General features: G+C 63.6%; 22 protein-coding genes. 10 read left to right on the top strand and 12 right to left on the bottom strand.

Annotated elements, in window-relative coordinates; translation table 11 throughout:
- Nucleotides 1–9 precede the first annotated feature (9 nt).
- Nucleotides 10–1,335: an NAD(P)/FAD-dependent oxidoreductase gene (locus AC07VY_RS07525; protein WP_495097141.1), complete on the bottom strand. Its 1,326-nt coding sequence runs from the start codon at nucleotides 1,333–1,335 to the stop codon at nucleotides 10–12.
- 50 nt (nucleotides 1,336–1,385) lie between these two features.
- A complete protein-coding gene (locus AC07VY_RS07520; RefSeq protein WP_495097142.1) occupies nucleotides 1,386–2,573 on the bottom strand; it encodes a DSD1 family PLP-dependent enzyme in 1,188 nt (395 codons plus the stop codon).
- Between the two features lie 95 nt (nucleotides 2,574–2,668).
- Between AC07VY_RS07520 and AC07VY_RS07515 the strand changes: the two genes are divergently transcribed.
- Nucleotides 2,669–3,580, top strand: a complete 912-nt coding sequence (locus AC07VY_RS07515; RefSeq protein WP_495097143.1) for a LysR family transcriptional regulator — start codon at nucleotides 2,669–2,671, stop codon at nucleotides 3,578–3,580.
- On the opposite strand, the gene AC07VY_RS07510 is transcribed toward AC07VY_RS07515, so the two are convergent.
- The 4 genes from AC07VY_RS07510 to AC07VY_RS07495 all read right to left on the bottom strand — a co-directional run bounded on the left by AC07VY_RS07510 (nucleotide 3,574) and on the right by AC07VY_RS07495 (nucleotide 7,406).
- Nucleotides 3,574–5,013 (bottom strand): aldehyde dehydrogenase family protein, encoded by a 1,440-nt coding sequence (locus AC07VY_RS07510; RefSeq protein ID WP_495097144.1) that lies wholly within the window; start codon nucleotides 5,011–5,013, stop codon nucleotides 3,574–3,576. The genes AC07VY_RS07515 and AC07VY_RS07510 overlap by 7 nt on opposite strands.
- A gap of 53 nt (nucleotides 5,014–5,066) precedes the next feature.
- Complete coding sequence (locus AC07VY_RS07505; protein WP_116607683.1) at nucleotides 5,067–5,420, bottom strand: cupin domain-containing protein; 354 nt, start codon at nucleotides 5,418–5,420, stop codon at nucleotides 5,067–5,069.
- Between the two features lie 163 nt (nucleotides 5,421–5,583).
- A complete protein-coding gene (locus AC07VY_RS07500; protein WP_495097145.1) occupies nucleotides 5,584–6,519 on the bottom strand; it encodes a 2-hydroxyacid dehydrogenase in 936 nt (311 codons plus the stop codon).
- An 8-nt stretch (nucleotides 6,520–6,527) separates the two neighbouring features.
- Nucleotides 6,528–7,406 carry a GNAT family N-acetyltransferase gene (locus AC07VY_RS07495; RefSeq protein WP_495097146.1) on the bottom strand — a complete coding sequence of 293 codons (879 nt, stop codon included), beginning with the start codon at nucleotides 7,404–7,406 and terminating at the stop codon, nucleotides 6,528–6,530.
- Between the two features lie 519 nt (nucleotides 7,407–7,925).
- On the opposite strand from AC07VY_RS07495, the gene AC07VY_RS07490 reads away from it, so the two are divergent.
- From AC07VY_RS07490 to AC07VY_RS07455, 8 genes are all read left to right on the top strand, one after another.
- The gene (locus AC07VY_RS07490; RefSeq protein ID WP_495073714.1) at nucleotides 7,926–8,591 is read left to right on the top strand and encodes a haloacid dehalogenase type II; all 666 of its coding nucleotides are present in this window, start codon (nucleotides 7,926–7,928) and stop codon (nucleotides 8,589–8,591) included.
- A 44-nt stretch (nucleotides 8,592–8,635) separates the two neighbouring features.
- A complete protein-coding gene (locus AC07VY_RS07485) occupies nucleotides 8,636–10,255 on the top strand; it encodes an ABC transporter substrate-binding protein (protein ID WP_495097147.1) in 1,620 nt (539 codons plus the stop codon).
- Nucleotides 10,256–10,362: 107 nt separating this feature from the next.
- A complete protein-coding gene (locus tag AC07VY_RS07480; RefSeq protein ID WP_495097148.1) occupies nucleotides 10,363–11,319 on the top strand; it encodes an ABC transporter permease in 957 nt (318 codons plus the stop codon).
- A gap of 69 nt (nucleotides 11,320–11,388) precedes the next feature.
- On the top strand, nucleotides 11,389–12,279 hold the full coding sequence (locus AC07VY_RS07475) for an ABC transporter permease (protein ID WP_495097149.1): 891 nt from the start codon (nucleotides 11,389–11,391) through the stop codon (nucleotides 12,277–12,279).
- Nucleotides 12,279–13,898: an ABC transporter ATP-binding protein gene (locus AC07VY_RS07470; protein WP_495097150.1), complete on the top strand. Its 1,620-nt coding sequence runs from the start codon at nucleotides 12,279–12,281 to the stop codon at nucleotides 13,896–13,898. Before AC07VY_RS07475 ends, AC07VY_RS07470 begins: the two co-directional genes overlap by 1 nt.
- A 35-nt stretch (nucleotides 13,899–13,933) precedes the next feature.
- Entirely contained in the window at nucleotides 13,934–15,022 is a 1,089-nt protein-coding gene (locus tag AC07VY_RS07465; RefSeq protein WP_495097151.1) for a tartrate dehydrogenase, read from the top strand.
- Nucleotides 15,023–15,052: 30 nt separating this feature from the next.
- Nucleotides 15,053–16,525, top strand: coding sequence for an NAD-dependent succinate-semialdehyde dehydrogenase (locus AC07VY_RS07460; RefSeq protein ID WP_495097152.1), 1,473 nt, complete (start codon nucleotides 15,053–15,055; stop codon nucleotides 16,523–16,525).
- Between the two features lie 65 nt (nucleotides 16,526–16,590).
- Nucleotides 16,591–16,995, top strand: a complete 405-nt coding sequence (locus tag AC07VY_RS07455; protein WP_495097153.1) for an OsmC family protein — start codon at nucleotides 16,591–16,593, stop codon at nucleotides 16,993–16,995.
- Nucleotides 16,996–17,050: 55 nt separating this feature from the next.
- Here AC07VY_RS07455 and glcF read toward each other — a convergent pair whose 3' ends face one another.
- The 4 genes from glcF to AC07VY_RS07435 all read right to left on the bottom strand — a co-directional run bounded on the left by glcF (nucleotide 17,051) and on the right by AC07VY_RS07435 (nucleotide 21,535).
- Nucleotides 17,051–18,283: a glycolate oxidase subunit GlcF gene (gene glcF, locus AC07VY_RS07450; RefSeq protein WP_495097154.1), complete on the bottom strand. Its 1,233-nt coding sequence runs from the start codon at nucleotides 18,281–18,283 to the stop codon at nucleotides 17,051–17,053.
- Complete coding sequence (gene glcE / locus AC07VY_RS07445) at nucleotides 18,283–19,377, bottom strand: glycolate oxidase subunit GlcE (protein WP_495097155.1); 1,095 nt, start codon at nucleotides 19,375–19,377, stop codon at nucleotides 18,283–18,285. Before glcE ends, glcF begins: the two co-directional genes overlap by 1 nt.
- Nucleotides 19,377–20,870, bottom strand: a complete 1,494-nt coding sequence (locus AC07VY_RS07440) for an FAD-linked oxidase C-terminal domain-containing protein (RefSeq protein WP_495097156.1) — start codon at nucleotides 20,868–20,870, stop codon at nucleotides 19,377–19,379. Before AC07VY_RS07440 ends, glcE begins: the two co-directional genes overlap by 1 nt.
- Before the next feature lie 167 nt (nucleotides 20,871–21,037).
- Nucleotides 21,038–21,535, bottom strand: coding sequence for an Lrp/AsnC family transcriptional regulator (locus tag AC07VY_RS07435; RefSeq protein WP_495073703.1), 498 nt, complete (start codon nucleotides 21,533–21,535; stop codon nucleotides 21,038–21,040).
- 136 nt (nucleotides 21,536–21,671) lie between these two features.
- Between AC07VY_RS07435 and glmS the strand changes: the two genes are divergently transcribed.
- Nucleotides 21,672–23,552, top strand: a complete 1,881-nt coding sequence (gene glmS / locus AC07VY_RS07430) for a glutamine--fructose-6-phosphate transaminase (isomerizing) (RefSeq protein WP_495097157.1) — start codon at nucleotides 21,672–21,674, stop codon at nucleotides 23,550–23,552.
- A gap of 370 nt (nucleotides 23,553–23,922) precedes the next feature.
- On the opposite strand, the gene AC07VY_RS07425 is transcribed toward glmS, so the two are convergent.
- Nucleotides 23,923–25,656, bottom strand: a complete 1,734-nt coding sequence (locus AC07VY_RS07425; protein WP_495097158.1) for a hypothetical protein — start codon at nucleotides 25,654–25,656, stop codon at nucleotides 23,923–23,925.
- Nucleotides 25,653–26,307: hypothetical protein (locus AC07VY_RS07420; protein WP_495097159.1), on the bottom strand; the 655-nt coding region annotated here is incomplete at its 5' end. The genes AC07VY_RS07425 and AC07VY_RS07420, both read right to left, overlap by 4 nt.

Here is a 26,307-nt window from a genome sequence, read left to right as displayed (position 1 = left end):
TCGGCACATCTAGAACTCCGCCACCTTGCCCCAGGCCGGCGACTGGAAGCGGTCCGGGTGGTAGGGGCGCGCATCCACAAGAGGTGTAGCGCCGCTGACGATGTCGGCGATCAGATGACCGGCGCCGGGACCAATGCCGAAGCCGTGTCCGCTGAAGCCGGCCGCCAGAACCAGGCCGGGAACGCTGGCCATCTCGCCTATGCCAGGGACTCCATCAGGCGTGCTGTCAACATAACCGGCCCATGCCGCCGTGACGGTGCGGTCTTTCAGCGCCGGGACCAGGTCCAACGCGCGTTGGTAGGTCAAGCGCACGACCGCCTTGTCCACCGCTGGATCGAGGGTGCGCATGCGCTCCATCGGTGTCGGCTGGTCCAGCCGCCAGCGGGACATTCCTTCATGGCCCGACCGCATGCCTTCCAGTCCGCCCGGTGCCAGGTTGCGCCAGCGGCGCTGGAACATGGGCAGAAACTGGGCGGAGAAGCGCAGCAATTGCGGTGTGGGATCCACCCGCCCGCGACCGCTGATGGCCACGGTGTAGCCGCCATTGCTGCGCCGGGTCATGGACACGGCGGTGGTGTGGAGTGCCGGCGGCAGTTCGCTGGCCCCCGGCGAGACCGCCAGCACCGTCTGCCGGATGGCCGCTTGCGGGAACCGGATGCCGTACTGGCGGCAAAAGGAGGACGCCCAGGCACCGCCTGCCAGCACGGCGATCTTGGTGCGTACCGTGCCCTTCTCCGTGACAACGCCCGACAGCCGGCCTCCTTCCATCTCGATGCCGCGCGCTGCGCAGTCCTGGTGCACGCTGCCGCCGAGCTGCATGATGGCCCGGGCCACCGCCGGGGCTGCCCGCGATGGGTCTGCTGTGCCGTCGGTGGGCGAGAAGACGCCGCCTTTCCACGGCTTACCGGTTACGCGTCCGCGCTGGGCGGCCTCTTCGGCCGTCAGCATGTGTGTTTTCACGCCGACGGTGCGGGCGAACTCGCCCCAGCGTGCCCAGCCGGCCAGCTCCGCCTCGCTGTTGCTGAGGTAGAGCAGGCCACAACGTTTGAAGCCCGTGTCTTCGCCGGATTCGGCGCTGAACTGTTCCCACAGGTCCAGGCTTTTGGTGGCCATAGGTAGCTCGCGGGCATCGCGGTTCTGCTGGCGGCACCAGCCCCAGTTGCGGCTCGACTGTTCCGCACCGATGCGCCCCTTTTCGACCAGCGCGACCTTCAGTCCGCGTTGGCTCAGGTAATAGGCGGTAAAGCACCCGATGATGCCGCCACCGATGACGACCACATCGGCGTGGGTGGGCAGGTCTGGCGTGGTTTCTACAGCGGTGAGAGGTGCTGGCATGGTTGGGACGTTGGGTTAGAGTGGATGAAGATCAAAAAAGAAATTCGCGATCACCAGCCGCCGAACCTTGGCCATTCGGCTTCGATCGTGCTGCTGTCACCGCGCACGACGTGGTAGCGGCTGTGCTGGGCTCCGGTGGCGCAGGCATGGTTGGGCAGAATTCGTACGCGGTCGCCGATGGCCAGATCGGGCAGCGTGCCGCTGGAGCCAGGCCGGACGGTGATGATGCCGTGCTCCTGGTTGGCATCGGAGACGATCAGGTCGGGGTAAGGCTCGCCAGCGATGTCGCAGACCACGCCATAGCACTGGTTCACCGCCTGTTTCGAGGTGCCGCGGTCCTGCGACAACGCCATCCAGCCGGCATCGACCAGTATCCAGCCCTTGGCGCGCTGGTGGCCGATTACTGTCGCCATGACAGACAGCGCGATGTCGTCGATGCGGCAGATGCCGATGCCCGCCATCACGAGGTCGAAGAACACGAATACGCCTGCCCGCACCTCGGTGATACCGGTCAGGTTCGAAGCGCTGTGCGCGGTCGGGGTGGAACCCATGCTCACGACTGGGCAGGGCCAGCCCGCATTGCGCAAGATGGTGGCAGCCACAACGACACTGCGCCGTTCGTCCTCCGCACATTGCTGCAAAGCCTCCGCGCCGCGTGCGGCATAACTACCGCCGGCATGGGTCAATACGCCGCGCAGCGATGCACCTTGTTCCAGCGCCTTGCCGATGGCCAGCAAAGCGGTGGCGTCGGTCGGCAGCACGCCAGAGCGGTGGCCATCGCAATCGATCTCGATCAGCGCGGGAATGGGGGCGCCGGCCTCGCGGGAGGCGGCTGCAACCGCTTCGGCCTGCGCCACCGTGTCGAGTACCACGGCGAGGTCGATCCCTTGGGCACGCAGCGCCAGCACCTGGGCCAGCTTGGCCGGCGCAATGCCGACCGCATAGACGATGTCGCGAACACCGGCAGCTGCGAACAGTGTTGCCTCCTTGAGTGTCGACACGGTGGCCGGACCGCGTGGCGAGTCCATGACCCGGCGCGCCACTTCGACCGACTTGGCGGTCTTGAGGTGCGGGCGCAGCTGCACGCCAAGATCCGCCATACGCCTGCGCAAACGTGCCACGTTGCGCTCCATGCGTGTGGCGTCGAGCACCAGGCAAGGGGTTTCCAGTGTATGCAAGCTGCTGTTTTCGGTGGTCGCTTGCAGCGTCAGGTCTACGGTAGTCATTGCCTCGTTCATGCGGGTTCTCCAGGTCGGTTGATGGAGGAATTTTCCGTGTCGACCTATAAGTTTGCAATTTACGTTTTCTGCATTAAACATTAAGCTATGCCTTAATGATTACTTCTGAAGATCTCGCCTTTTTTGCCGTGCTGGCAGATTCCCGTTCGCTGGCCGAAGCCGCGCGCAAGCTCAATGTCACGCCGCCCGCGGTGTCGCAGCGCTTGCAAGCTTTGGAAGCCCGTGCCGGGGTGCAGCTCCTGGATCGCACAGGCCGGCGTTCTAGCCTGACCGACGAAGGCGCGCTGGTCGCTGCACACGGCCGCATGGTCGCCGACACCATCGACGCGCTCGCTGAAGCACTTGGCGACCGCACGAGCAAGGTGAGCGGGCACCTGCGTGTCGCCGCACCGCATGGCTTTGGCAGGCTGCACGTGGCGCCGGTCGCTGAGGCCTTCGCACGTACGCATGCGGGCGTGACCATTTCGCTGGAGCTTTCTGACCACCCCGGCGCGCAGCTTATTGAAAGCTGCGATGTGGTGATCCACATCGGGCCGGCGGGCCCGCCGAACCAGATCATGACTACGCTGGCGCCGAACCGGCGCATCTTGTGCGCCAGCCCCGCCTATCTGGAGCGCGCCGAGCCGATTGCCGAGCCTGGCGACCTGGCCAGACACCGTTGCCTGGTGGTGCGGGAGAACAATGAGGATGTCACGCTCTGGCGCTTCAGTGCCGCCAGGCGCGACCCCGTGACGGTTCGCATCAACCCTGTGATGTCCAGCAACGATGGCGCCGTGGTGCGGGACTGGGCCTTGGCCGGCATGGGTATTGCCATCCGCTCGGAATGGAATGTCGCGGATGATATTGTGCAAGGCCGCTTGCGTGCGGTCCTGCCGGGATGGGAACTGCCTGGTGCTGACGTGGTGGCCATGTTGGGCTCGCGGCGTGGTCGCAGCGCGCGTACGACCGCCTTCCTCGCGATGCTGCGTCAAGCACTCAACCCGGTTCCTTGGCGGCACCATCAGTAGCCAATGATGGCCTTGGTCTCTAGGTATTCCTCCAGGCCGTGGACGCCATATTCGCGTCCATTGCCAGAGCGCTTGTAGCCGCCAAACGGTGCGTGTCCGTTCCAGGTGGGGTAGTTGATATGCACCTGTCCGGCGCGGATGCGGCCCGCCACGTGGCGGGCGCGATCCAAGTCGCTCGATTGCAGGTGGGCACCCAGGCCGTAAACCGTGTCGTTGGCTATGGCGATAGCTTCTGCCTCATCCTTGTACGGCATGATCACCAGCACTGGGCCGAAAATTTCCTCCTGTGCTACCCGCATTCCGGGCGTCACATTGGAAAACACGGTTGGCTGTACGAAGAAGCCGTGCGCCAGTCCGACCGGTCGGCCCTGCCCACCGCAGACTAGCTTGGCGCCTTCGTCCATGCCGGCTGCAATCATGTCCTGCACCCGGACAAACTGCGCGGCATTGGCGATCGGGCCCATGGCCGTCTTTTCATCGCGCGGATCGCCTACCGCGATGCTGGCCGCGGCCGCTTGCGCCAAGGCTTCCACTTCGGCCAGGCGTGACGCCGGCACCAGCATCCGTGTCGGTGCGCTGCACGACTGGCCTACGTTGCGCATGCCTGCGAGCACACCCTTGGCAACGCCGTTCTCAAAGTCGGCATCGTCAAGAAACACATTGGGCGACTTGCCGCCCAGTTCCTGCACTACGCGTTTGACCGTCACGGCGGCCGCCTGTGCCACCAGCACACCCGCGCGCGTCGATCCGGTGATGGAAATCATATCGACGTCCGGGTGCGACGCCAGTGCCGCACCGACGACTTCGCCGGTGCCTCCCACCAGGTTGAACACACCGGCCGGTACGCCGGCGTCGTGCATCACCTGCGCGAAGAGTTGTGCGCTGTAAGGCGAGAGCTCGCTGGGCTTGAGTACCACGGTGCAGCCGGCTGCGATCGCGGGTGCCACCTTGGCGGTGATCTGGTACAGCGGCCAGTTCCAGGGCGTGATCAGTGCGCAGACACCGATCGGCTCTTTGGCCAAGGCGGTGCCGCCCTCGTTGGTGAGAAAGGCGTAGCGCTGCAACACCTCCATTTGCACGCGTACATGGGCGATGGCATAGGGCACATGGGACGCCCGGGCGAAGCTGATCGCAGCGCCCATCTCGGTCACGATGGCCTGTGCGAACAGTTCCGCGCGTTCTTCCAGTAGTGCCAGGATGCGGCCTAGCAGGGCCAGTCGCTCCACTACCGTGCTGCGCGAAAAAGTCTCGAATGCGCGCCGGGCTGCAGCCACGGCCATATCGGCATCGGCCGATGAACCGGCGGCGACATGCCCCACCACCTGCTCGGTGTATGGATTGACTACGGCGATCTGCGCAGCGCTGGAACGGTCGAGCCATTTGCCGTCGATATAGAGCCGCGCGTCGTTGAGGGTGAGGTTGGGGGCTGCCATGGTCTGGTTTTCTGTGCTTATGGGGTGGTCCGTGCTGTCCGGGGGCCGTTGCTTCAGGCCATGACCCATACCTTGCGCACGGTTTCAATCGTGCGCCAGGTGCCGATGTAGCCGGGCTTCATGATGAAACAGTCGCCAGCCTTGTAGGTCACCGGTGCTTGCCCGGCCTCGGTGATTTCCACCACGCCAGAAAGGATCAGGCAGAACTCCCAGGTCTCGCCCTTGATGGAGTGGTTGACTCCGACTGTCGACTCGAACACGCCGGCACGCACCTGGCCATCCTTGGCGCTATCGACATCCCAGTTGCGGCAGACGATGTCGCCCTCGATAACGCGGTCCGCTGGCGGCCGGTATTCGCGTGGTTCGCCGAGTTGGTCGAGGTTGAAGGAGACGAGAAGTTTTGACATGGAAGAGGCCTTATCCAAAGTTGCTTGCTTGATGCCTCTATGCTAGGGCGCACGTTGCAATATGGGTGCCGAAGCTGGTGCCGCCAACAGTGGGAAATTGCCGATTCGCGGTCTCTCGCAGCGCAATCTGCCGGTAGGGGTTGTCGGTAGATTGCGTACGCTTTCAGTAGCCTCGCTGGCGGTCCACCAACCCCACCATGGGCTCGCCGGATTCGAAGCGGCGCAGATTGTCCAGCACCACGCGTGCAGCACTCAACGGGTGTGTCATGCTCGCGATATGCGGGGTCAACGCGATGTGCGCATGCGACCAAAATGGATGCGACGCGGGCAGAGGTTCAGGCTCTGTTACGTCGAGTATGGCGTCACCGATGTGCCCTGTTTCCAGGGCTGCCAGTAGATCGGCATCGACCAGTTGCGGCCCACGTCCGACATGTACCAGGCCTGCGCCTTTGGGGAGTTGGGCGAAGAGCTTGGCATTGAGAAGTCCGCGCGTCGCGTCGGTCAGAGGCAGCAGGCAGACGAGTATGTCGGTGCGTGCCAAAAAGCTAGCCAGGCCTTCGCTGCCCGCGTGGCATTGCACGCCGTCGATATGGTGTTGCGAACGGCTCCAGCCCGCACAATCGAAACCTAGTGCCTTTAGCTGCGCGAGCACTGCCTGCCCGAGCGACCCGAGGCCGAGCACGCCAACGCGCCGGTCGGCGGCTGGCCGGACCTGCAGTGGCCGCCAATCGGCCTGCTGCTGCTGGCGACGGTACTTGGGCATGTCCCGGTGTAGGTCCAGCACGGCATGGGTCACATACTCCACCATGCCAGCGACGATGCCTGGTTCCACCATGCGTACCACCGGCAGGTCTGCCGGTAGCGCATGCAAGTCGAATTGGTCCACGCCTGCACCGGAGGAGAACAGCACCTTAAGCTTGGGAAATTGGTGAGTGATGTCATCGGGGGGCACCCAGGCCGCCAGGAATCGCACTTGCTCGGGATCGCCGACATCGGGCCAGATCCGAAAGTCGATATGTGGTGCCTGCGTACGAAACACTTCGGCCCATACGCGGCCGCGTACCGGATCGGACTTGTAGACAAAGCTGAATGCGTGCATTCCGGTCCTTAGCCGATGGCCTGGGTTGTGATAGCAAAGAGTACCGGCCCACCTTTGGTGGTCGGCAAGGGTGTGCCGCGCACCATGGTTGTCGGTGCATCGACCTCCGCCAGGCCGATGGCGGTCAGCCAGTCGCCCAGGTCCGCGTTGGCATCCACGTCGATGCGGGTGAAATGGCCGGCGTTTTGTCCGGCCAGGTGGGCGATCAACGCCTTGGCACCTTCCACGTCAGGGGCGACTACTGGCCCGATGACGTGGCCACGACCAAAGCGGCGCAGCATGGCGAAGCCTCGCGGTGTTTGTTCGCAGTCCAGCACCACGCAGGCTTCAGCCCGGTCCAACAGGTCTTCTATCAGTGCGAGGCGGGGCATGCCACGCGCAGCTGCATCTAGCGATTGCAGCGCGGCCAGCTCGTTCTGGCCCGCAGGCCTCAAGCGGCAACCGGGAGGTAGTTCGATCAGCGGTGTCGGCTTAGCCAGGCCCTGGTGCTGGCGTATTCCGCCAGTGACCTTGAAGCCCAGCTTTTCATACAGTGGGCGACCGGCTTCTGTCGCCTGCAGCAATACGCTGTGTGAGTCCAGTCCGTCGAGCAGAACCTCCATGAGTTGGCGGCCGATGCCGCGACCCTGGCACGCCGGACTCACGATGATCAGGCCCAGGGATGCATGCTGCGCACCCCAGCGCCAGCGCAGTGCGGTGCCCACGATCTTGCCGCCTTGTTCAGCCACCGTGCCTTCAGCATATTCAAAGACTTGTGCCCAGTCGGTCGGGCGGTGCGGCCAGCGAAGTTCGGCGGACAGTGCGTGGGCCTGCTCGATGTCGTCGTTGGTCATCGCTCTGAAGACCACGCGGTCTTCGGCGATGTCGGAAGGGGAAGATAAGGGCATACGGGAAATCTCTCTTGCAAACATGGGAGTGCGCCGATCTTGACCGACATCGATGCACTACGCCAGAGTCAAGATGCATGTTGCTGCAACTCGCAAGCATCTTCTGTGGCGGCCCGGCGCTTTGCAATTCGCTGCCGCTGCAGCCCGGCTTACGCATACATATGCTGCGGCTGTTTGTCTGGTGCCGGGTACGGTGGCGGTGCGATGCAACAGGCGTACCGCAGCCGGGTATTTAGCAAGTCTGGGTTGCCGGACTAACCTGCTCTAGCCTTGCTTCAAAAGCGTGCCGGGTGGATGCGCCGCAGCACACCAAGGTGCATACCGCACGCATGCGGTGCGAACCGCACGCCATGCCGCGCTCCCCACTTCAAACAGCAGCTTGGGATCAAAACGCCAGCCATTTCCATACAACCCTCGTGAGCTTGCGTGATTCAATTACTTCACATCAAGACGTCGCGGAAATCAGTTATGCCGCAACCCGTTTCCGGTCGGACACCGGCATATCAAGGATCAGCAACCATGGCTTTTCGTCCCAAGTACATCACCTTCGACTGCTACGGCACGCTCACGCGCTTCCGTATGACCGAGATGACCCGGGTCATTTTTGCGGACCGTATTCCGGCCGATCGTATGGAGCAGTTCATTGCAGACTTCACCAGCTATCGATTCGATGAGGTTCTGGGTGACTGGAAGCCTTATGAGACCGTGTTGAAGAATGCCGTGCGCCGCCTGTGCAAGGCCTGGAAGATCCAGTATCTGGATAGCGATGCGCAGCAATACTACGACGCCGTTCCTACCTGGGGACCGCATGAAGATGTGCCGGCAGGCCTGTCCAAGGTTGCGCACGAGATCCCGCTGGTGATTCTCTCCAATGCCGACGACTCTCAAATTCAGAAGAACGTCGCCATGCTGGGTGCGCCTTTCTACCGTGTCTACACCGCCCAGCAGGCCCAGGCCTACAAGCCACGGCTGCGCGCTTTTGAGTTCATGTTCGACTCGCTGGGCTGTAACCCGGAGGATGTGCTGCACGTTTCGTCCAGCCTGCGCTACGACTTGATGTCGGCCGCAGACATCGGCATTGTGAACAAGGTGTTCGTCAATCGTGGCCATGGCCCCGGCAATCCGGCTTATGGCTACACCGAGATCCAGGACATCGGCGGCCTGGCTGGCGTCGTCGGTCTTTGAGCCATTTACTCCCCCATTCACCGTTCTACAAGGAGTGCGTCCCCATGAGCAATAGCCGCAATCAGTTCGATAGTCTTGTCCATCCCACAGACAGCGTCCGGGTGATGGAGTCCCTGCGCCGCGGAGCTTCGCGCCGCGATGTGCTCGCCATGCTGATGGCGGGTGGCATGCAGGCCACCCTGGCTGGTGGTGCTGCCACCTTCGCGATGTCTGCCCATGCGCAGACACCACGCAAGGGTGGGCGTATTCGTGTCTCGGGTGAGCAGACAGCCGCTACCGACACGCTGGATCCGGCCAAGCAATCCAACCAGGCCGACTACTGCCGCAGCACCATGCTTTTCAATGGCTTGACCGTGCTCGACGCCAGCCTTACTCCCCAGCCAGCTCTGGCGGAATCGTTCACCACCCGCGATGCCAAGACCTGGGTCTTTACGCTGCGCAAGGGGGTGACCTTCCATGACGGCAAGGCGCTCTCGCCAGCGGACGTGGTGTATTCGGTGATGCGCGTCAAGGACCCGGCCACGGCCTCCAAGGCCAAGGTGCTGGCCGACCAGATTGAAAGCGTCAAGGCCACCGGTCCGAACGAGGTCACGATCGTGCTGACGGCGCCGAACGCCGACTTGCCGACCATCGTCGCCACCTTCCACTTCCACATCGTCAAAGACGGCACGACCGACTTCACTGCGGGCATTGGCACAGGCCCCTACAAGCTCAAGGAGTTCAAGCCCGGCATACGCTCCATCGTTGTCCGTAACGAGTCTTACTGGAAACCCGGTAAACCTTACCTCGATGAGGTCGAATTTGTGGGTATCGGCGACGAGAGTGCCCGGCTCAATGCGCTGCTGTCCGGTGGCATGGATTTGATCAACGGCGTCAATCCGCGCGCTGTCGCACGTGTCAAAGGCACACCGGGTTTCAACATCCTGACGTCGCAGTCCGGTCAATACACCGACCTGATCATGCGCCGCGACCTGGGCCCGGGTACCAACCCCGACTTCGCCATGGCCATGAAGTACATGCTGGACCGCGAGCAGATGAAGAAGACCATTGCACTGGACTATGCAACGGTCGGCAACGACCAGCCTGTGGACCCGACCAACCGCTTCTACTTCGCAGGCCTGCCGCAGCGGACCATGGACCTGGACAAGGCCAAGTTCCATCTGCAGAAATCGGGTGTGAGCGGAAAAATTCCTGTCGTGACCTCGCCTGCGGCCACTTACTCCACCGAGATCGCCTTGCTGATGCAGGAAACGGGTCAGCGCATCGGCCTAGAGCTGGATGTCAAGCGCATGCCGTCCGACGGTTATTGGTCGAACCACTGGCTCAGCAGCCCGATTGGCTTCGGCAATATCAACACCCGGCCCAGCGTCGATACCTTGCTGACACAGTTCTTCCAGTCCGACGCGCAGTGGAACGAGTCGCGCTGGAAGAACCCCAAGTTCGACCAACTGCTGCTGGCATCGCGTGCCGAAACCGACCTGGCCAAGCGCAAACAGCAGTACGCCGACATGCAAACCTTGATCCACCAGGAGTCCGGCATCGGCATTCCCATGTTCATTGCCAGCATTGACGCCTACAGCTCCAAGGTCAAGGGTTTGGAAGCCCGGCCGCTGGGCGGGTTGATGGGTTTCTCCTTTGCCGAGCACGTCTGGCTGGACGCATAAGCGCTGCGTGATGGCCTGAATAGCCACGGACATGACCGCCCGCCACAGTGTGCCCATTTCTTGCAAGTGCTGTGCAGGCGGCAGGTTGTTGTACCTGAAAGATTGATATGAATGCCCTGATTCTCAAGCTGCTCGGCCAGCGCATTGCCATTGGCTTGCTTTCCTTGCTGGCCGTCTCAGCGCTGGTCTTTGCGATCACTGCCGTGTTACCCGGAGACGCCGCGCAGGAGCAGTTGGGTCAGGATGCGACCCCAGCGGCCCTGGCCGCGCTGCGTGTGCAGATGGGTCTGGACGTGCCCGCCCCGTTGCGCTACATCCACTGGCTGGGGGGTGTTCTGCATGGCGATCTCGGTACCTCGGCTACGACCAGCATGCCCGTGGGGGAGCTGGTGGCCAGCCGCCTGCCCAATTCGCTGCTGCTGGCGGCCGTGACTGCCGTTTTCTCGGTTCCCATCGCTCTGGCATTGGGTATCTCTTCGGCGGTATGGCGCAGTTCCTGGTTCGACCGGTTTGCCTCCACCGTGGCCGTTGGCGTGGTGTCTGTGCCTGAATTTCTGGTTGCCACACTGGCGGTGCTCGTCTTCGCGGTCAAGCTGCATTGGCTGCCCGCGCTGTCCTATGCGAGTGATATTGAATCCATAGGGCAGATGCTGCGTGCCTTTGCGATGCCGGTGCTCAGTTTGTGCTGCGTGATCATCGCGCAGATGATGCGTATGACCCGTGCTGCGGTCATCGACCAGCTTGAAGCGCCGTACATCGAAATGGTGCGTTTGAAGGGGGCCTCGCCCTTGCGCACGGTGATGGTCCATGCGCTGCCTAACGCCATTGGCCCGATTGCCAATGCCGTGGCTTTCAGCCTGTCCTATTTGCTTGGCGGCGTGATCATTGTCGAGACCATCTTCAACTACCCCGGCATTGCCAAGCTGATGGTGGACGCTGTCGCCCAGCGTGATATGCCGCTGGTGCAGGCCTGCGCCATGATCTTCTGTGCGGGATACCTCATCTTGGTGACGCTGGCCGATGTTTGCGGCATCGTCGCCAACCCCCGCCTGCGCCACCTCTGAGTAGCCTGTACCTGGCTTGCATCTCTTTGCGATATCCCCTCAACGCCCCCAACACATAAGCGATACCCCATGGAACCTGTTGTGCAAACCTTGACCGCTCCTCCCGTGGCCACCCCGCGCGGCGCTTGTCGACGCTGGCTATCCGGGTTCGGTTTATCTGGTCTGGTGGGTCTGGCGGTGCTGGCCATCTGGATGCTCGCCGCATTGTTCGGCCCAGCGATGTTGTCGCGAGAGCTTGCCGGCTCCGGCAGCAATGCCGTTTTCGCCCCCATCAGTGCCGCGCATTGGCTGGGGACGGACTATCTTGGCCGCGACATGCTGGTGCGCGTGGTCAATGGCGCCCGCTACACCGTCGGCGTAGCCCTGATTGCTACGCTGTTCGCCAGCGGCGTGGGAACCGTGCTGGCCCTGTTGGCCGCCAGCGGCAGCAGGGTGCTGGACGCCACGCTCAGCCGTGGCCTGGACACCCTGACCGCCATTCCCAGCAAGATGTTTGCGCTCATCATGGTGGCGGGGTTCGGTTCCTCGGTGGCCATGCTGGTGGCCACGGCTGCCATCATCTATATCCCCGGCGCCTTCCGCATTGCGCGCTCGCTGGCAGTCAATATCAATGCGCTGGATTACGTGGTGGTGGCACGCACCCGTGGTGAGGGCACGCTCTACATCATGCTGCGAGAAATTCTTCCCAACATCCTGGGCCCCATGCTGTCCGACCTGGGGCTGCGTTTCGTCTACGTGGTGCTGTTGTTGGCGGGCCTGAGCTTTCTCGGCCTGGGCATACAGCCGCCAGCCGCCGACTGGGGTTCGCTGGTGCGAGAGAACATCGGTGCGCTGCCCGATGCAGGCGCCTCGGTGATCGCTCCGGCCCTGGCTATCGCCAGCCTGACCATCGCTGTCAACCTGGTTATCGACAACCTGCCGGGCCGCGCGGCCCGCGAACGCCGCCGGGGAGCACACTGATGGGCGCACCTGTTGTTGTTAAAGACCTGCACATCACTGCAGGCGGCCAGACGCTGGTGGACCATCTCAGCTTCTCCATCCAGCCCGGCGAAGTACTGGCACTGATCGGCGAGTCCGGCTCCGGCAAGACCACCACCGCGTTGGCGCTGATGGGCCATGCCCGCAGCGGCTGCACCATTGCCGGCGGCAGCGTGCGCATCGGCGATGTGGACGTGTTGACGCTGGACGCAGCCGGGCAGCGCACCCTGCGCGGGCGCCGCGTGTCCTATATCGCACAGAGTGCGGCGGCCTCCTTCAACCCCTCGCGCACGCTGCTGGACCAGGTGGTGGAGCCCACGCTCATCCACGGCCTCATGAAGCGGCCTGAAGCCGAAGCCAAGGCCGTGGCGCTGTTCAGAGAGCTTGCGCTGCCCAGTCCCGAAACCATTGGTGCGCGTTACCCGCACCAGGTGTCCGGCGGGCAGCTGCAGCGCGTGATGGCGGCGATGGCGCTGATCACCGACCCAGACCTGGTCATACTGGACGAGCCGACCACCGCACTCGACGTCACCACCCAGCTGGAGGTGCTGCGCGCCTTCCGCCGTGTGGTGCGCGAGCGCCGTGCCACGGCGGTCTACGTCAGCCATGACCTGGCCGTCGTGGCCCAGATGGCCGACCACATTCTGGTGCTGCGCAACGGGCAGATGCAGGAAATCAACGCGACCGAAAACATCCTCAGCCAGCCAGCCCAGTCCTATACCCAAAGCCTGCTGGCTGCGGCGCGTCCTGCGCCCCGGGTGTCGCCGCAAGGCTGTGGCAGCGAGCTGCTGCTGGACATCCACGACCTCTCGGCTGGTTATGGCCCCACCGACCTCCAGGGCCAGCCCGAAAAGCTGATCCTGCAGCACATCGACCTCAAGCTGTACCGGGGCCAGGCCATTGGCGTGATCGGCGAGTCGGGCTCCGGCAAGACCACGCTGGCGCGTGCCGTGGCCGGGCTGATCAAGCCCTGCGGTGGCGGCATCATCTTCCAGAACCGCGAGCTGGCACCAACGCTCACCGAGCGCAGCAAGGAAGAGCTGCGCCAGATCCAGATCGTCTTCCAGATGGCCGACACGGCACTCAACCCCTCGCAGACCATCGAGGCCATCCTGGCGCGGCCTTTGGTGTTCTACAAGGGCTTGCGCGGGCCGGCACTGCAGAAGCGCATCCGCGAGCTGCTGGACCTGGTCAAGCTGCCACACACCGTGGCTGCGCGTTTGCCCGGTGGGCTCTCGGGCGGGCAGAAGCAGCGCGTGAACCTGGCGCGCGCGCTGGCTGCCGACCCTGACCTCATACTCTGCGACGAGGTGACCTCGGCGCTGGATACCGTCGTTGGCGCTGCTGTGCTCGACCTGATCGCCGAGCTGCGGCGTGAACTCGGCGTGTCCTACCTGTTCATCAGCCACGACCTGCACACGGTGCGCGCGGTCTGCGACGAAATCGTCGTCATGAAGGACGGCCACAAGCTCGCGCAAGTTGCCCGCGCTGACTACAACCGCGGCCCGCACCATCCGTATTACGAACTGCTGGAACGCTCGGTGCCCGAACTTCGGCGCGGCTGGCTCGATGAGATGGATCAACGGCGCGCTGTGGCCTGAATGACAAGCCCCATCTTCACAAGGACCTGATAGCCATGGAACCTAGCTTTCGCATCGCACTCATCGCCGGAGACGGCATCGGCAAGGAGGTACTGCCCGAAGGTCTGCGCGTGGTCCAGGCCGCCGCCGAGCGCTTCGGTTTCTCACTGGAGTGCCGCACCATGGACTGGGCCAGCTGCGACTACTACCAGGCGCACGGCCAGATGATGCCGGACGACTGGAAGGAGCAGCTCAAGGGCGTCGATGCGATCTACTTTGGCGCTGTGGGTTGGCCCGCCACCGTGCCCGACCACGTGTCGCTCTGGGGCTCGCTGCTCAAGTTCCGCCGCGAGTTCGACCAGTACATCAACCTGCGCCCGGTGCGCCTGTTCGAGGGCGTGCCCTGTCCGCTGGCCGGCCGCAAGCCGGGCGATATCGACTACTACGTGGTGCGCGAGAACACCGAGGGTGAATACACCTCGCTGGGCGGCATCATGTTCGAGGGAACCGACCGCGAGATCGTGGTCCAGGAGTCGGTCTACTCGCGCAAGGGGACGGACCGCCTGCTGCGTTTCGCCTTCGATCTGGCGCAAAGTCGGCCCCGCAAGCATGTGACCTTGGCCACCAAATCCAACGGCATTGCCATCAGCATGCCCTGGTGGGACCAGCGCGCGGAAACGGTGGCCAAGGACTACCCCGAGGTGGTGCTGGACAAGCAGCACATCGACATCCTGACCGCGCGCTTCGTGTTGCAGCCCAACCGCTTCGACGTGATGGCGGCCACCAATCTGTTTGGCGACATCTTGTCCGACCTGGGCCCCGCCACCACCGGCACCATCGGCCTGGCGCCATCGGCCAACCTGAACCCGGAGCGCAGCTTCCCTTCGCTGTTTGAGCCCGTGCACGGCTCGGCCCCCGACATCTACGGCAAGAACATTGCCAACCCGATCGCCATGGTCTGGTCGGGTGCCTTGATGCTGGACTTTCTGACCCATGGCGAAGGTGTGGGCCGCGCCGCGCACGACGCGATCGTGCGTGCCATTGAAGACGTGCTGCGCAGTGGGCCACGTACGCCGGACCTGGGCGGCACAGCCTCGACCACCGAGGTTGGCATCGCCATTGCCGAGCATGTTGCCGCCGCCTGATCTTTTCTTACTTTCACACCCTATACCTCTATGCCACTGACACTTCAACGCCAGGACCTGCTGCCGGGTCGCCAACTCATAGGCACTGAATGGTGCGACTCCAGCGACGGCCGCCGTCTGGACGTTAGCGACCCCGCCACCAACCTGGTGTTTGCCAGCGTGCCCGATGGCTCGGCCGCAGACGCCCGTGTGGCTGTCGATGCGGCCCACGCGGCTTTCCCGGTCTGGCGCGCCGTGCCAGCCAAGCAGCGGGCGCAGATCATCAAGCGCTGGAACGACCTCATGCTGGCGCACCAGGAAGATCTGGGCCGGCTGATCTCACGCGAACAAGGCAAGCCCCTGGCCGAAGGCAAGGGTGAGGTGCTGTACGCGGCCAGCTATGTGGAATGGTTTGCCGAAGAGGCCACCCGTGCCGGCGGCGACATCATTCCCGCGCCAGTGCCGGGTCGCCGCATGTTTGCCTTCAAGGAACCGGTGGGTGTGATCGCGGCCATTACGCCGTGGAATTTTCCAGCGGCCATGATCGCCCGCAAGATCGCGCCCGCCCTGGCTGCGGGATGCACCGTGGTCTGCAAGCCGGCTGAGGACACGCCGCTGACATCGCTTGCGCTGGTAAAGCTGGCGCAGGAGGCCGGCGTGCCGCCGGGCGTGCTGAACATCGTCACCGCCTCGCGTGAGCGCACCCCCGAGGTGGTGGACGTGTGGTTGGACGACCCGCGCGTGCGCAAGATCACCTTTACCGGCTCCACCCCGGTGGGCAAGCATCTGGCGCGCCGTTCGGCCGATACGCTGAAAAAGCTCTCGCTCGAACTGGGTGGCAATGCACCCTTCATCGTGTTCGACGACGCTGACATCGACGCGGCCATCGAGGGCCTGATGGTGTCCAAGTTCCGCAATGGCGGGCAGACCTGCGTGTGCCCGAACCGCATCTATGTGCAGGCCGGCGTGCACGACGCCTTCGCCCAGAAGCTGGCCGCGCGTGTGGCTGCGCTGGTGGTCGGTCCGGCGACCGACGCCGCGTCGCAGATCGGCCCCATGATCAACGCCCGTGCCGTCGAAAAGATCGAGCGCCACGTGCAGAACGCTGTGGCCAACGGCGCCCGGGTGCTGGCGGGCGGCCAGCGCCTGCCGACATTGGGGGCGAACTACTACGCGCCCACGGTGCTGGTGGACGCGACGGCCAGCATGGACTGCTCGTGCGAGGAAACCTTTGGCCCTGTGGCGCCAATCACACGCTTCACCTCCGAAGCCGAAGTTCTGGCCGCAGCCAATGCCACGCCGTTCGGGCTAGCCGCCTACTTCTATTCCAGCGACGTGCGGCGCATCTGGCGTCTGGCGGAGGCGCTGGAGTGCGGCATCGTCGGTATTAACGAAGGCGCGCTGGCGGCGGAGGCAGCGCCCTTTGGCGGCGTGAAAGAGTCCGGCTACGGCCGCGAAGGCTCGACCCATGGCTTGGGCGAATACATGCACCTGAAGTACGTGTGCCAGGGCAATTTGGCTTGATTTTTCGGGGGCGTGCCGGGTGGGGAATGGGCTAAAGTGGCTGCTTCAAGCCACCCAGGAAACCCATGCCCATCCAATCCCGCCTGCACCGCCCGTTCGGTGCGCTCACCACCCTGACCAATGGCCGCCACAGCTGGAGCGCCGATGTGGATGCCACCCTGGGCTCCGACGATCTGGCACCCGACCCGCACGACCTGCTGGACTCGGCCCTGGCCGCCTGCACCAGCCTGACGCTGGAGTTGTACATCCGCCGCCGCAAGCTGGCCGTGACCGACCTGCGCGTGGACATCAGCCACACCGAGAGTAAGACCGAGGACGGCAAGGTCCGCTACGCGCTGCAGCGCAGCCTGCACATTGAAGGCGACATCACGCCCGAGGAGCGTGCCAAGCTGCTGGAGATCGCCAACAAATGCCCCATCCACCGGGTGCTGGAGGGCGACATCAGCGTCGCTACCAGCCTGGCAGAGTAGTTGCTATATTTTGAATAGCTGCTCGCGCAGGTATTAACTGCGCTGGAGGCTTATTTCATTCGTAAACCAGAGCGGCATCCAGAACCTCCACCCAGTGCTTCACCGGCGTGCTGGTGCCGCTTTGTAGGTGCTGGATGCAGCCGATATTGGCCGAGACGATGGTTTGCGCACCCAGCGGCTCCAGGTGGCCCAGCTTGCGGTCGCGCAGCTGGGTGGCCAGTGCGGGCTGCAGCACCGAGTAGGTGCCGGCCGAGCCGCAGCACAGATGGCTCTCAGACGCGGCCAGCTGCACCTTGAAGCCCAGCGCACCCAGATGCGTTTCCACCCCGCCGCGTAGTTTTTGCCCGTGCTGCAGTGTGCAGGGCGGGTGGAAGGCCAGCTGCTGTTGGGCGCCGGGCCGTAGCTTGCCGTGCAGGGCGGCGGCCAGATCAGGCAGCAGCTCGCTCAGGTCGCGTGTCAGTGCGCTGATGCGCGCGGCCTTGGCCGCATAGGCCGGGTCGGCGGCCAGGGCGTGGCCGTAGTCTTTCACCATCACGCCGCAGCCGGAGGCGTTCATCACGATGGCCTCCACCGTGTGGGCCTCCACCAGCGGCCACCAGGCGTCGATATTGCGGCGCGTATCGGCCAGGCCGCCGCCGTGGTCACCCAGGTGGCTGCGGATGGCCCCGCAGCAGCCGGCGCTGGGCGCCACCAGCGTCTGGATGCCGGCAGCGTCCAGCACGCGGGCGGTGGCGCTGTTGATGTTGGGCATCATCGCCGGCTGCACGCAGCCCGTCAGCACCAGCACCTTGCGGGCGTGCTCGCGCGTGGGCCATGCCTGGGCCGGCGTGGCTTTGGGCACCTTGTTCTTTAGGGCTTGGGGCAGCAGCGGGCGTAGCGCCTGGCCGACCTTCATCGCCGGGGCGAACAGCGGGGATGTGAGGCCTTCCCGCAAGATCCAGCGGGCGACTTTCTCGGTGGTGGGGCGCTCCACGCGTTCGTCCACGATGCGCCGGCCTATGTCTACCAGCTGGCCGTATTCCACGCCGCTGGGGCAGGTGGATTCGCAGTTGCGGCAGGTCAGGCAGCGGTCCAGGTGCTGCTGGGTGCTGCGCGTAACTTCCGCGCCCTCCAGCACCTGCTTCATCAGGTAGATGCGGCCGCGCGGCCCGTCCAGCTCGTCGCCCAGCAGCTGGTAGGTGGGGCAGGTGGCGGTGCAAAAGCCGCAGTGCACGCATTTGCGCAGAATCGCCTCGGCGGCCTGGCCGTCGGTAGTGTTCTTGAATTCGGGGCTGAGGTGGGTTTGCATTACAGGCTGGGGTACAAGCGACCAGGGTTGAAGATGCCAGCCGGGTCCATGGCGGCTTTCAGTGCGCGCTGGATGCGTAGCAGCGGGGCCGACAGCGGGGTGAATACGCCGTCATGCCGGTGGTCAGCGTGGAACAGAGTGGCATGGCCACCCGCCTGGGCTGCGGCGGCGCGTATCTGCTTGGGCGTGGCAAAGCCGCGCAGCCAGCGCAGCGCGCCGCCCCATTCGATGAAGCTTTGCCCCGGCAAGTCCAGCGGCGGCGTGGTGGCGGGTACGGAGATGCGCCACAGTTCTTCGCCACGCGCCAGGTGGGCGGCATCCAGTTGGAAGAAATGGTGGCCTTGGTCGCGCACCAGCTGCCACCAGGTGGCGGCCATTTCGGGCTCCTGCAGCGTGCCGCCCAGGCGCTGGCAGGCCGCGTGCACGGCGGCCTGGGCACCGGCCAGGCGCAGATGCAGGTGACCCGCATGCCAGCTGCTGGCGTTCAATGGCAGGGGCTGACCGACCCAGGTGTGCAGCTGCTGCAGGGCCGTGGCTTCGTCCATCTCGAACACCAGGGTGGCGCTGGCGGGCGGCGTGGGCAGCACCTTCAGCGATACTTCGCAAATGATGCCCAGCACGCCCATGGAGCCGGCCAGGGCGCGCGACAGGTCGTAGCCGGCTACGTTCTTGATGACCTGGCCGCCAAAGCTCAGCAGTTCACCTTTGCCGTTGAGCACGGTGGCGCCCAGCACGTAGTCGCGCACCATGCCCACATGCGGGCGGGCGGGGCCGGACAGGCCGGCGGCCACCATGCCACCGACCGTGCCGTGGGCGTTGAAGCGCGGCGGCTCGAAGGGCAGGCACTGGCCCTTGGCGGCCAGGGCGGCCTCCAGCTCGGCCAGCGGGGTGCCGGCGCGCGCGGTGACGACTAGCTCGCTGGGCTCGTAGCTGCTGATGCCCGCCAGGTCGCGCATGCTGAGCGGCTCGCCGTGCGGCTTTTCGCCGTAAAAGGCCTTGCTATTGCCGCCTTGGATGTTGAGGGCTGTCTTGTGTGCGTGGGCGGCTTGCACCCGCTCTATGAGGTGCTGCAGCGCAGTGTCGGTGTGGGCCATCAGAATCTCGGCAAATGGGGGAAGGGCAGCATGCCGCGCAGCACGGTCATCTTGCCGTATTCGGCGCAGCGTTGCAGGCTGGGGATGACCTTGCCGGGGTTTAGCAACTCCAGTGGGTCGAAGGCACGCTTCACGGCCAGCATCTGTTCACGCTCGGGTGCGCTGAACTGCACGCACATGGAGTTCAGCTTTTCCACGCCCACGCCATGCTCACCGGTCACCGTGCCGCCCAGGCGCACGCTGGTTTCCAGAATATCGGCGCCGAACAGTTCGCAGCGGTGCATCTGGTCGGGGTCGTTCGCGTCGAACAGGATTAGCGGGTGCAGGTTGCCGTCCCCGGCGTGGAATACGTTTGCGCAGGCCAGGCCGTATTGCTGTTCCATGGCCTCGATGGCGCGCAGGATCTCGGCCAGCTTCTTGCGCGGAATGGTGGAGTCCATGCACATGTAGTCGGGGCTAATGCGGCCCGACGCGGGGAAGGCGTTCTTGCGTCCGCTCCAGAACTTCAGGCGCTGGGCTTCGTCCACACTGACGGTGCAGCGGGTGGCGCCGTTGGCCTGCAGCACGGCTTCCATGCGGGTGATTTCTTCTTCCACCTCTTCGGGTGTGCCGTCGCTCTCGCACAGCAGGATGGCGGCGGCGTCCAGGTCGTAGCCGGCGTGGACGAAGTCCTCCACGGCGGCGGTCATGCGCTTGTCCATCAGCTCCAGGCCTGCGGGGATGATGCCGGCGGCAATCACCGCTGCCACCGCATTGCCGGCCGACTCCACATCGGCAAAGCTGGCCATCACGCAGCGTGCCAGCTGCGGCTTGGGCACCAGCTTGACGGTGACTTCCAGCGTCACGGCCAGCATGCCTTCGCTGCCAATGACCAGGGGCAGCAGGTCCAGGCCGGGTGTGTCCAGCGCCTCGGAGCCGAATACGACCTCTTCGCCCTCCACGGTGTAGCCGCGCACACGCAGTACGTTGTGCAAGGTCAGGCCGTATTTCAGGCAGTGCACTCCGCCCGAGTTCTCGGCCACATTGCCGCCTATGGTGCAGGCGATCTGGCTGCTGGGGTCCGGCGCGTAGTACAGGCCGTGGGGCGCGGCGGCCTCGCTGATGGCCAGGTTGCGCACGCCGCACTGCACGGTGGCGGTGCAGGCCAGTGGGTCCACGGCCAGGATGCGGTTGAACTTGGCCAGCGACAGCGTCACGCCCAGCCGGTGCGGCATGGCCCCGCCGGACAGGCCGGTGCCCGCGCCGCGCGCCACCACCGGCACCTGCAGGCGGTGGCAGATTTGCAGCACGGCCACTACCTGGGCCTCGGTCTCGGGCAGCACCACCAGCAGCGGCGGCGTGCGGTAGGCGGTCAGGCCGTCGCATTCATAAGGCGTGGTGTCTTCCCGGCGCGACAGGATGGCGTGGCGGGGCAGGGCGGCGGCCAGGGCTTGGGCCACTTCGGCGCGGCGGGTCTGCAGCTGGGCGGTGTCTTCTAGCGTGGGGGTATTCATGGCAGTGCGGGTGGGCTGTCTGCCACTATAAGCAGATGCGTTGCCTGCCGGGTTGAAATTTCTGGTGCCGACGCGTGCAGAAATTGATGGCTGGGTGAGTCAATATTTGTGCTATGGATTTGGTAGCTGCTTGCGCAGGTATATTCTGCGCTGCGGGCCTTTTTCCTTTAAATATTGGTGCGAAGTGCCACCGGCACACGGGGCTCGAACTTGCTGCGCTTCAGGCTGAAGAATGCCTTCACATTGCGCACATTCGCATCGCTGGTGAACAGGCGCTGCGCCAGGGCCAGGTAGTCTGGCATGTCACGGGCAAACACCACCAGGCAGACGTCCGGCCCGGGCGATACGCGGTAGCACTGCTGCACCGCGTCGTCTGCCGCAACCCGGGCCTCAAAAGCGGCCAGGTGCTCGTCGCCCTGCCGGTCCAGGGTGATTTCCACAATCGCCGTCAGGCCATGGCCCAGCTGCGTGGCCAGCTTGTCGTTGTCCAAGATGGCCACCTGCCTGGCGATCAGGCCCGAGTCCACCAGGCGCTTGACGCGCCGCAGGCAGGTGGGGGCCGAGACATGGACCAGCTCCGCCAGCGCCAGATTGCTCAGCGAAGCATCCTGCTGCAGCTGTTGCAGTAGGCGCAGATCAATCGCATCGAGTTCTATTTGTTCCATAAATTGAATAAATTTTTACTTTAATTTCTTGATAAATTTAGTAAGAAATATTATTCCATTAAATATGAAATATTGAAACCAATCTTCTCGTGCTCAGGCTTAACATGCCGGCACAAACAAACTGTTGGAGTCTTTTATGTGTGGCATCGTTGGCGCTGTATCTACCCGCAATATCGTCCCCATCCTGGTCCAGGGCCTGCAGCGCCTGGAGTACCGGGGCTACGACTCCTGCGGCGTGGCCGTGCAAGGCATGGGCCCGGATGCACAGCACACCGGCACCCTGCGGCGCGCCCGCAGCACCTCGCGCGTGGCCGAGTTGATGACGCAGGTGAGCGAAGACAAGTTGGAGAGCGGCACCGGCATCGCCCACACCCGCTGGGCCACCCACGGCGCCCCGGCCGTGCACAACGCGCACCCGCATTTCAGCCACGGCCCCGGCGCCGATTCCGCCAGCCGCGCCGGCCGTATTGCCCTGGTGCACAACGGCATCATTGAAAACCACGAAGAGCTGCGCGCCCAGCTGAAGGCCAAGGGTTACGTGTTCACCAGCCAGACCGATACCGAAGTCATCGCCCACCTGGTGGACAGCCTGTACAACGGCGACCTGTTCGAGGCAGTCAAGGCCACGGTGCTGCAGCTGCACGGCGGCTATGCGATTGCCGTGTTCTGCAAGGACGAGCCGCACCGCGTCATCGGCGCGCGCGCCGGCTCACCTTTGATTCTGGGCGTGGGTCAAGGCGAAACCTTCCTGGCCAGCGACGCCATGGCCCTGGCCGGCGTGACCGACCAGATCGTCTACCTGGAAGAGGGCGACGTGGTGGATGTGCAAATGGGTAAGTACTGGATTGTGGACAAGGCCCACAAGCCCGTCACCCGCGTTGTCAAGACCGTGCACGCCCACAGCGGCGCAGCCGAGCTGGGTCCCTACCGCCATTACATGCAGAAGGAAATCTTCGAGCAGCCGCGCGCCATCGGCGACACGCTGGAAGGCGTGACCGCCATCGTGCCGGGGCTGTTTGAAGGCCCTAACGGCGGCGACGCCGAAGCCGTTTTCAAAGACATCGACTCGGTGCTGATCCTGGCCTGTGGCACCAGCTACTACAGCGGCTGCACCGCCAAATACTGGCTGGAAAGCATCGCCAAGATCCCCACCCAGGTGGAGATCGCCAGTGAGTACCGCTACCGCGACTCGGTGCCCAACCCCAAGACCTTGGTGGTCACCATCACCCAGTCCGGCGAAACCGCCGATACCCTGGCCGCCCTGCGTCACGCCCAAAGCCTGGGCATGCAGCACACGTTGACAGTGTGCAATGTGTCCACCTCGGCCATGGTGCGTGAATGCAAGCTGGCCTACATCACCCGCGCGGGTGTGGAAATCGGCGTGGCCTCCACCAAGGCCTTCACCACCCAACTGGCAGGCCTGTTCCTGCTGACCCTGGCCTTGGCCAAGTCCAAGGGCCGCCTGACCGAAGAAGAAGAGGCCGGCCATCTGAAGGCCATGCGCCACTTGCCCGCCGCGCTGCAAGCCGTGCTGGCGCTGGAGCCGCAAATCATCGCCTGGGCCGAAGACTTCGCAGTGAAGGAAAACGCGCTGTTCCTGGGCCGTGGCCTGCACTTCCCCATCGCCCTGGAAGGCGCGCTCAAGCTCAAGGAAATCACCTACATCCACGCCGAAGCCTACGCCGCCGGTGAGTTGAAGCACGGCCCCCTGGCCCTGGTCACCAGCGAGATGCCGGTCGTGGCCGTGGCCCCCAACGACGCCCTGCTGGAAAAGCTGAAAAGCAATCTGCAAGAAGTGCGTGCCCGTGGCGGCGTGCTGTACGTACTGGCCGATGCCGATTCCCACATCGCCAGCGGCGAAGGCCTGCACGTGATCCGCATGCCGGAGCACTACGGCGCGCTGTCTGCGTTGCTGCATGTGGTGCCACTGCAGCTGCTGGCGTACCACACGGCGTGTGCGCGGGGTACGGATGTCGATAAGCCACGGAACCTGGCTAAGAGTGTGACGGTGGAGTGAGGCTTTATGCTATAAATGACTGGAGCAAATAAAGTCCGTCGGAGAAAAATAAAGTCCGTCGGGAGTTTGTAATCTAAAAAAAGGGGCCGCTGGCCCCTTTTTTTGTATGGCGATTTGGTTTTATGTGCGTAACCAGTCGCTTCGCAGTTGCTAATGCCCGCCAGCGAAAGCTGTCGGTGATGTGATGAGCGCGATCGTCTGCTGCGTGCCAATCAGCAGTCAGCCACAGTCGATCGTATTGGCGCACTAGCTGGCGTTGGCTCACCCATGCTGGACCAAACGAAAATTTCCGCCCCGAGACTGACGTCGTACGCTGTGACTTGGTCACAAAAGCCGGCTCTTCTGCGAAATTTCGGATACGCAGCGTCAATCAGCTCTCGTTCTCGCAACGTTTAGGCAGCGTACTATTCAGGTGGTACCACAACGAGGCGGGTACAGGGGTTCGAAAGTGCCGGCAGGCTATGAAGTCCAGAGGCCACAGGCCTATCGCCAACGCCGGCGAATTTTCCTCCCATCTAAGGCGCCCGGTGGTATTGAACTGCGCGATGCGATCGCGCAGGACTTGGGCCGACGTGGGCAGTGTGTAGGGTGCTTCTGTGCTGCCGTTGGTCTGGTGTGCAGGTGCGAAATACCACCGCGTGCTCCAGTCGGCAGACGGGTGCCAGAGCTGACTGCCCACCTCAGGGTAGTTCTGCACATAGCCCTCGGCCAAGGCCTCATACGCGCCATCGAGGCCTAACATGGCACACCATGAGCCTATGGTTGCCAGCAGCCAGGAATGCTGTTTCATGCGTCCCTTGAACTCGTCGTTTTCAGACACGCTAAGTTCAACCAAGTCTTCGAAAGAGTCAGTTCCGACTGGAAACATCCGGCCGAGTCTGAAAACAAGGTTTAGGCGCCCAACGATCTCCGCGACCCACCAGTTCGCTATGTCGAAGCGGCATGTCTGGACCAACAGCACCAAGGCCAGACAAATATCGATCACCTGAGCGTCAATGCGCGGGGATGCGGCCGCCTCATGATTGCGCAGCAGCGCAGCGAGCGCACCTGAGAACTCATTACTGCGCGCCGACCAGAGATCGTCTTGCTCGGCGTCTACCATAACGGCGGATAGGCCGATCGATGCAACGAGACCGACCTGTTCAAGCAGCAGTACCGAATACTCCGCGCCTTCACGCGCGTAGCCCGACAGTCCATCTTTCATGTGGATGTGCGCGCTGATTGCCTCGTAGTACCGGTTGGCTATCACCAAGTAGGAGCGCCAGACTTCTCGGATGACCTCTTGTATGTCTTCGCGCTCCTGCAGCGATTGCAGCACGGCTCGATGGAAGCACCACAGCAGCGTGCGTTCCAGTACCCAAAGCGCTTGGCGCCGCTCGCCTTCGCCGGCCACCCAGTACGAGCACACCAGGGCGGCCAGATGCATTCGGCGTAACGCCTTGAGGAGCGCCGGAACTGACTGCCTATTTCCCTCCTCGGTCAATTGGCCGTCGGACGCCATGCCAAGCTGGCGAAGGAACAAGCGGCACAGATCGTCGAATTGATAGTCACTATCGGCACCCATCACGAGCGCCTTGCGCAGATCTGACCGGTCCTGGCCATCGAACAAGTGTTCGTTGAGCAAATTCGCTTCGACTAGGTCGGCCACTTTGTCGGCGCCCCAGAACTCGAATCGAAGCTGCGGATGGCGTGTCGCAAAGCCCGACCAGTTGGCTTGCACTGCTTGGCCGAGGTCACCGGTGGTCGCCACCACGATCACCTTGCGGTGGTTCCTGTACTCGGGCGGAACATGACTGGCGAGCCAGACATCAATGATCTCGTCCATGCTTTGCCGCACGGCGTTTTGATCTCCGTCCCAGGTGTTCCGGCCTATGTCGCCCTGCTTTATGACAAAGATCAGCAGCTCATCGACGCCATCGACAGGGGATCTGCCCGCGGCTGGGAAGTCCACTCCGAACTGACGAACACCTGCCTTGGGTTTCACCAAAGGCAGGTAGCCCATTTCCGTCAGCAGCTCTGGCAGCAGCCGGTCGAACTCGTCGCGCTCACGCAGCGTGCGAAGGTAGTGCGACAGTGCCAAACGCATGGGGTTGCTGGCGCTCATGCATGATCCCGCTTGGTCGTGCGAAGCTGCAGTCGCCGGTAGGCGTTACCCACCGGATCGAGCACCTCGCGCCGCGGTAGCTCAAATGAGACCGAATGTGAGGCAAACCCAGTGGGCTCGGAGAATGACTCGTCCAGATATTGAAAGGTGGTCTCGCCGGCCTTGATGTGTACTTGGCTCGCGAGCTGCGCGAGGACCGAGCGCTTACTGGCCTCGCGCATTGAATGTTCCATTGCCTTGTCGCGCGCTTTCGCAAAGTCGCGGCGCAGTGAGCGCGGTACCGTCAGTTCGCGAAGCCGCGGGAGCGCATCGAGCGCTGCCATGGCGACTTCTAATTGCGTGGAGATGTCGACGAGTAGAGCTTTGATCTCCGCGTCCTCCTCCTGCGCGGACCGCGCCCGCAACACGTTGCTAGTGGTACCAGGGTAGTCATAGCCGATCTCATCGTGAAGCGCCCACGGTAACAACGGCAGCACACGCGCCTTGGCGTCGCGCAGACGCAACAACGAAAGTATGAGCGAGAGCATTTGGTCAGCTTCGATCAGAAAACCCAGTACCCGCCGGATCAGGTATCTTAGGGCAACGCTGAATAAGTCCCGAGCTGGCGCGTGATTTGCATGTTTGCGTTCCTCATTCTTGAGGAGGTAGGGA

The organism is Rhodoferax sp. GW821-FHT02C08 (genome assembly GCF_059421805.1).
The sequence above is the reverse complement of the archived record's forward strand: the minus strand, read 5'-3'. Positions and strand labels throughout refer to the sequence as shown.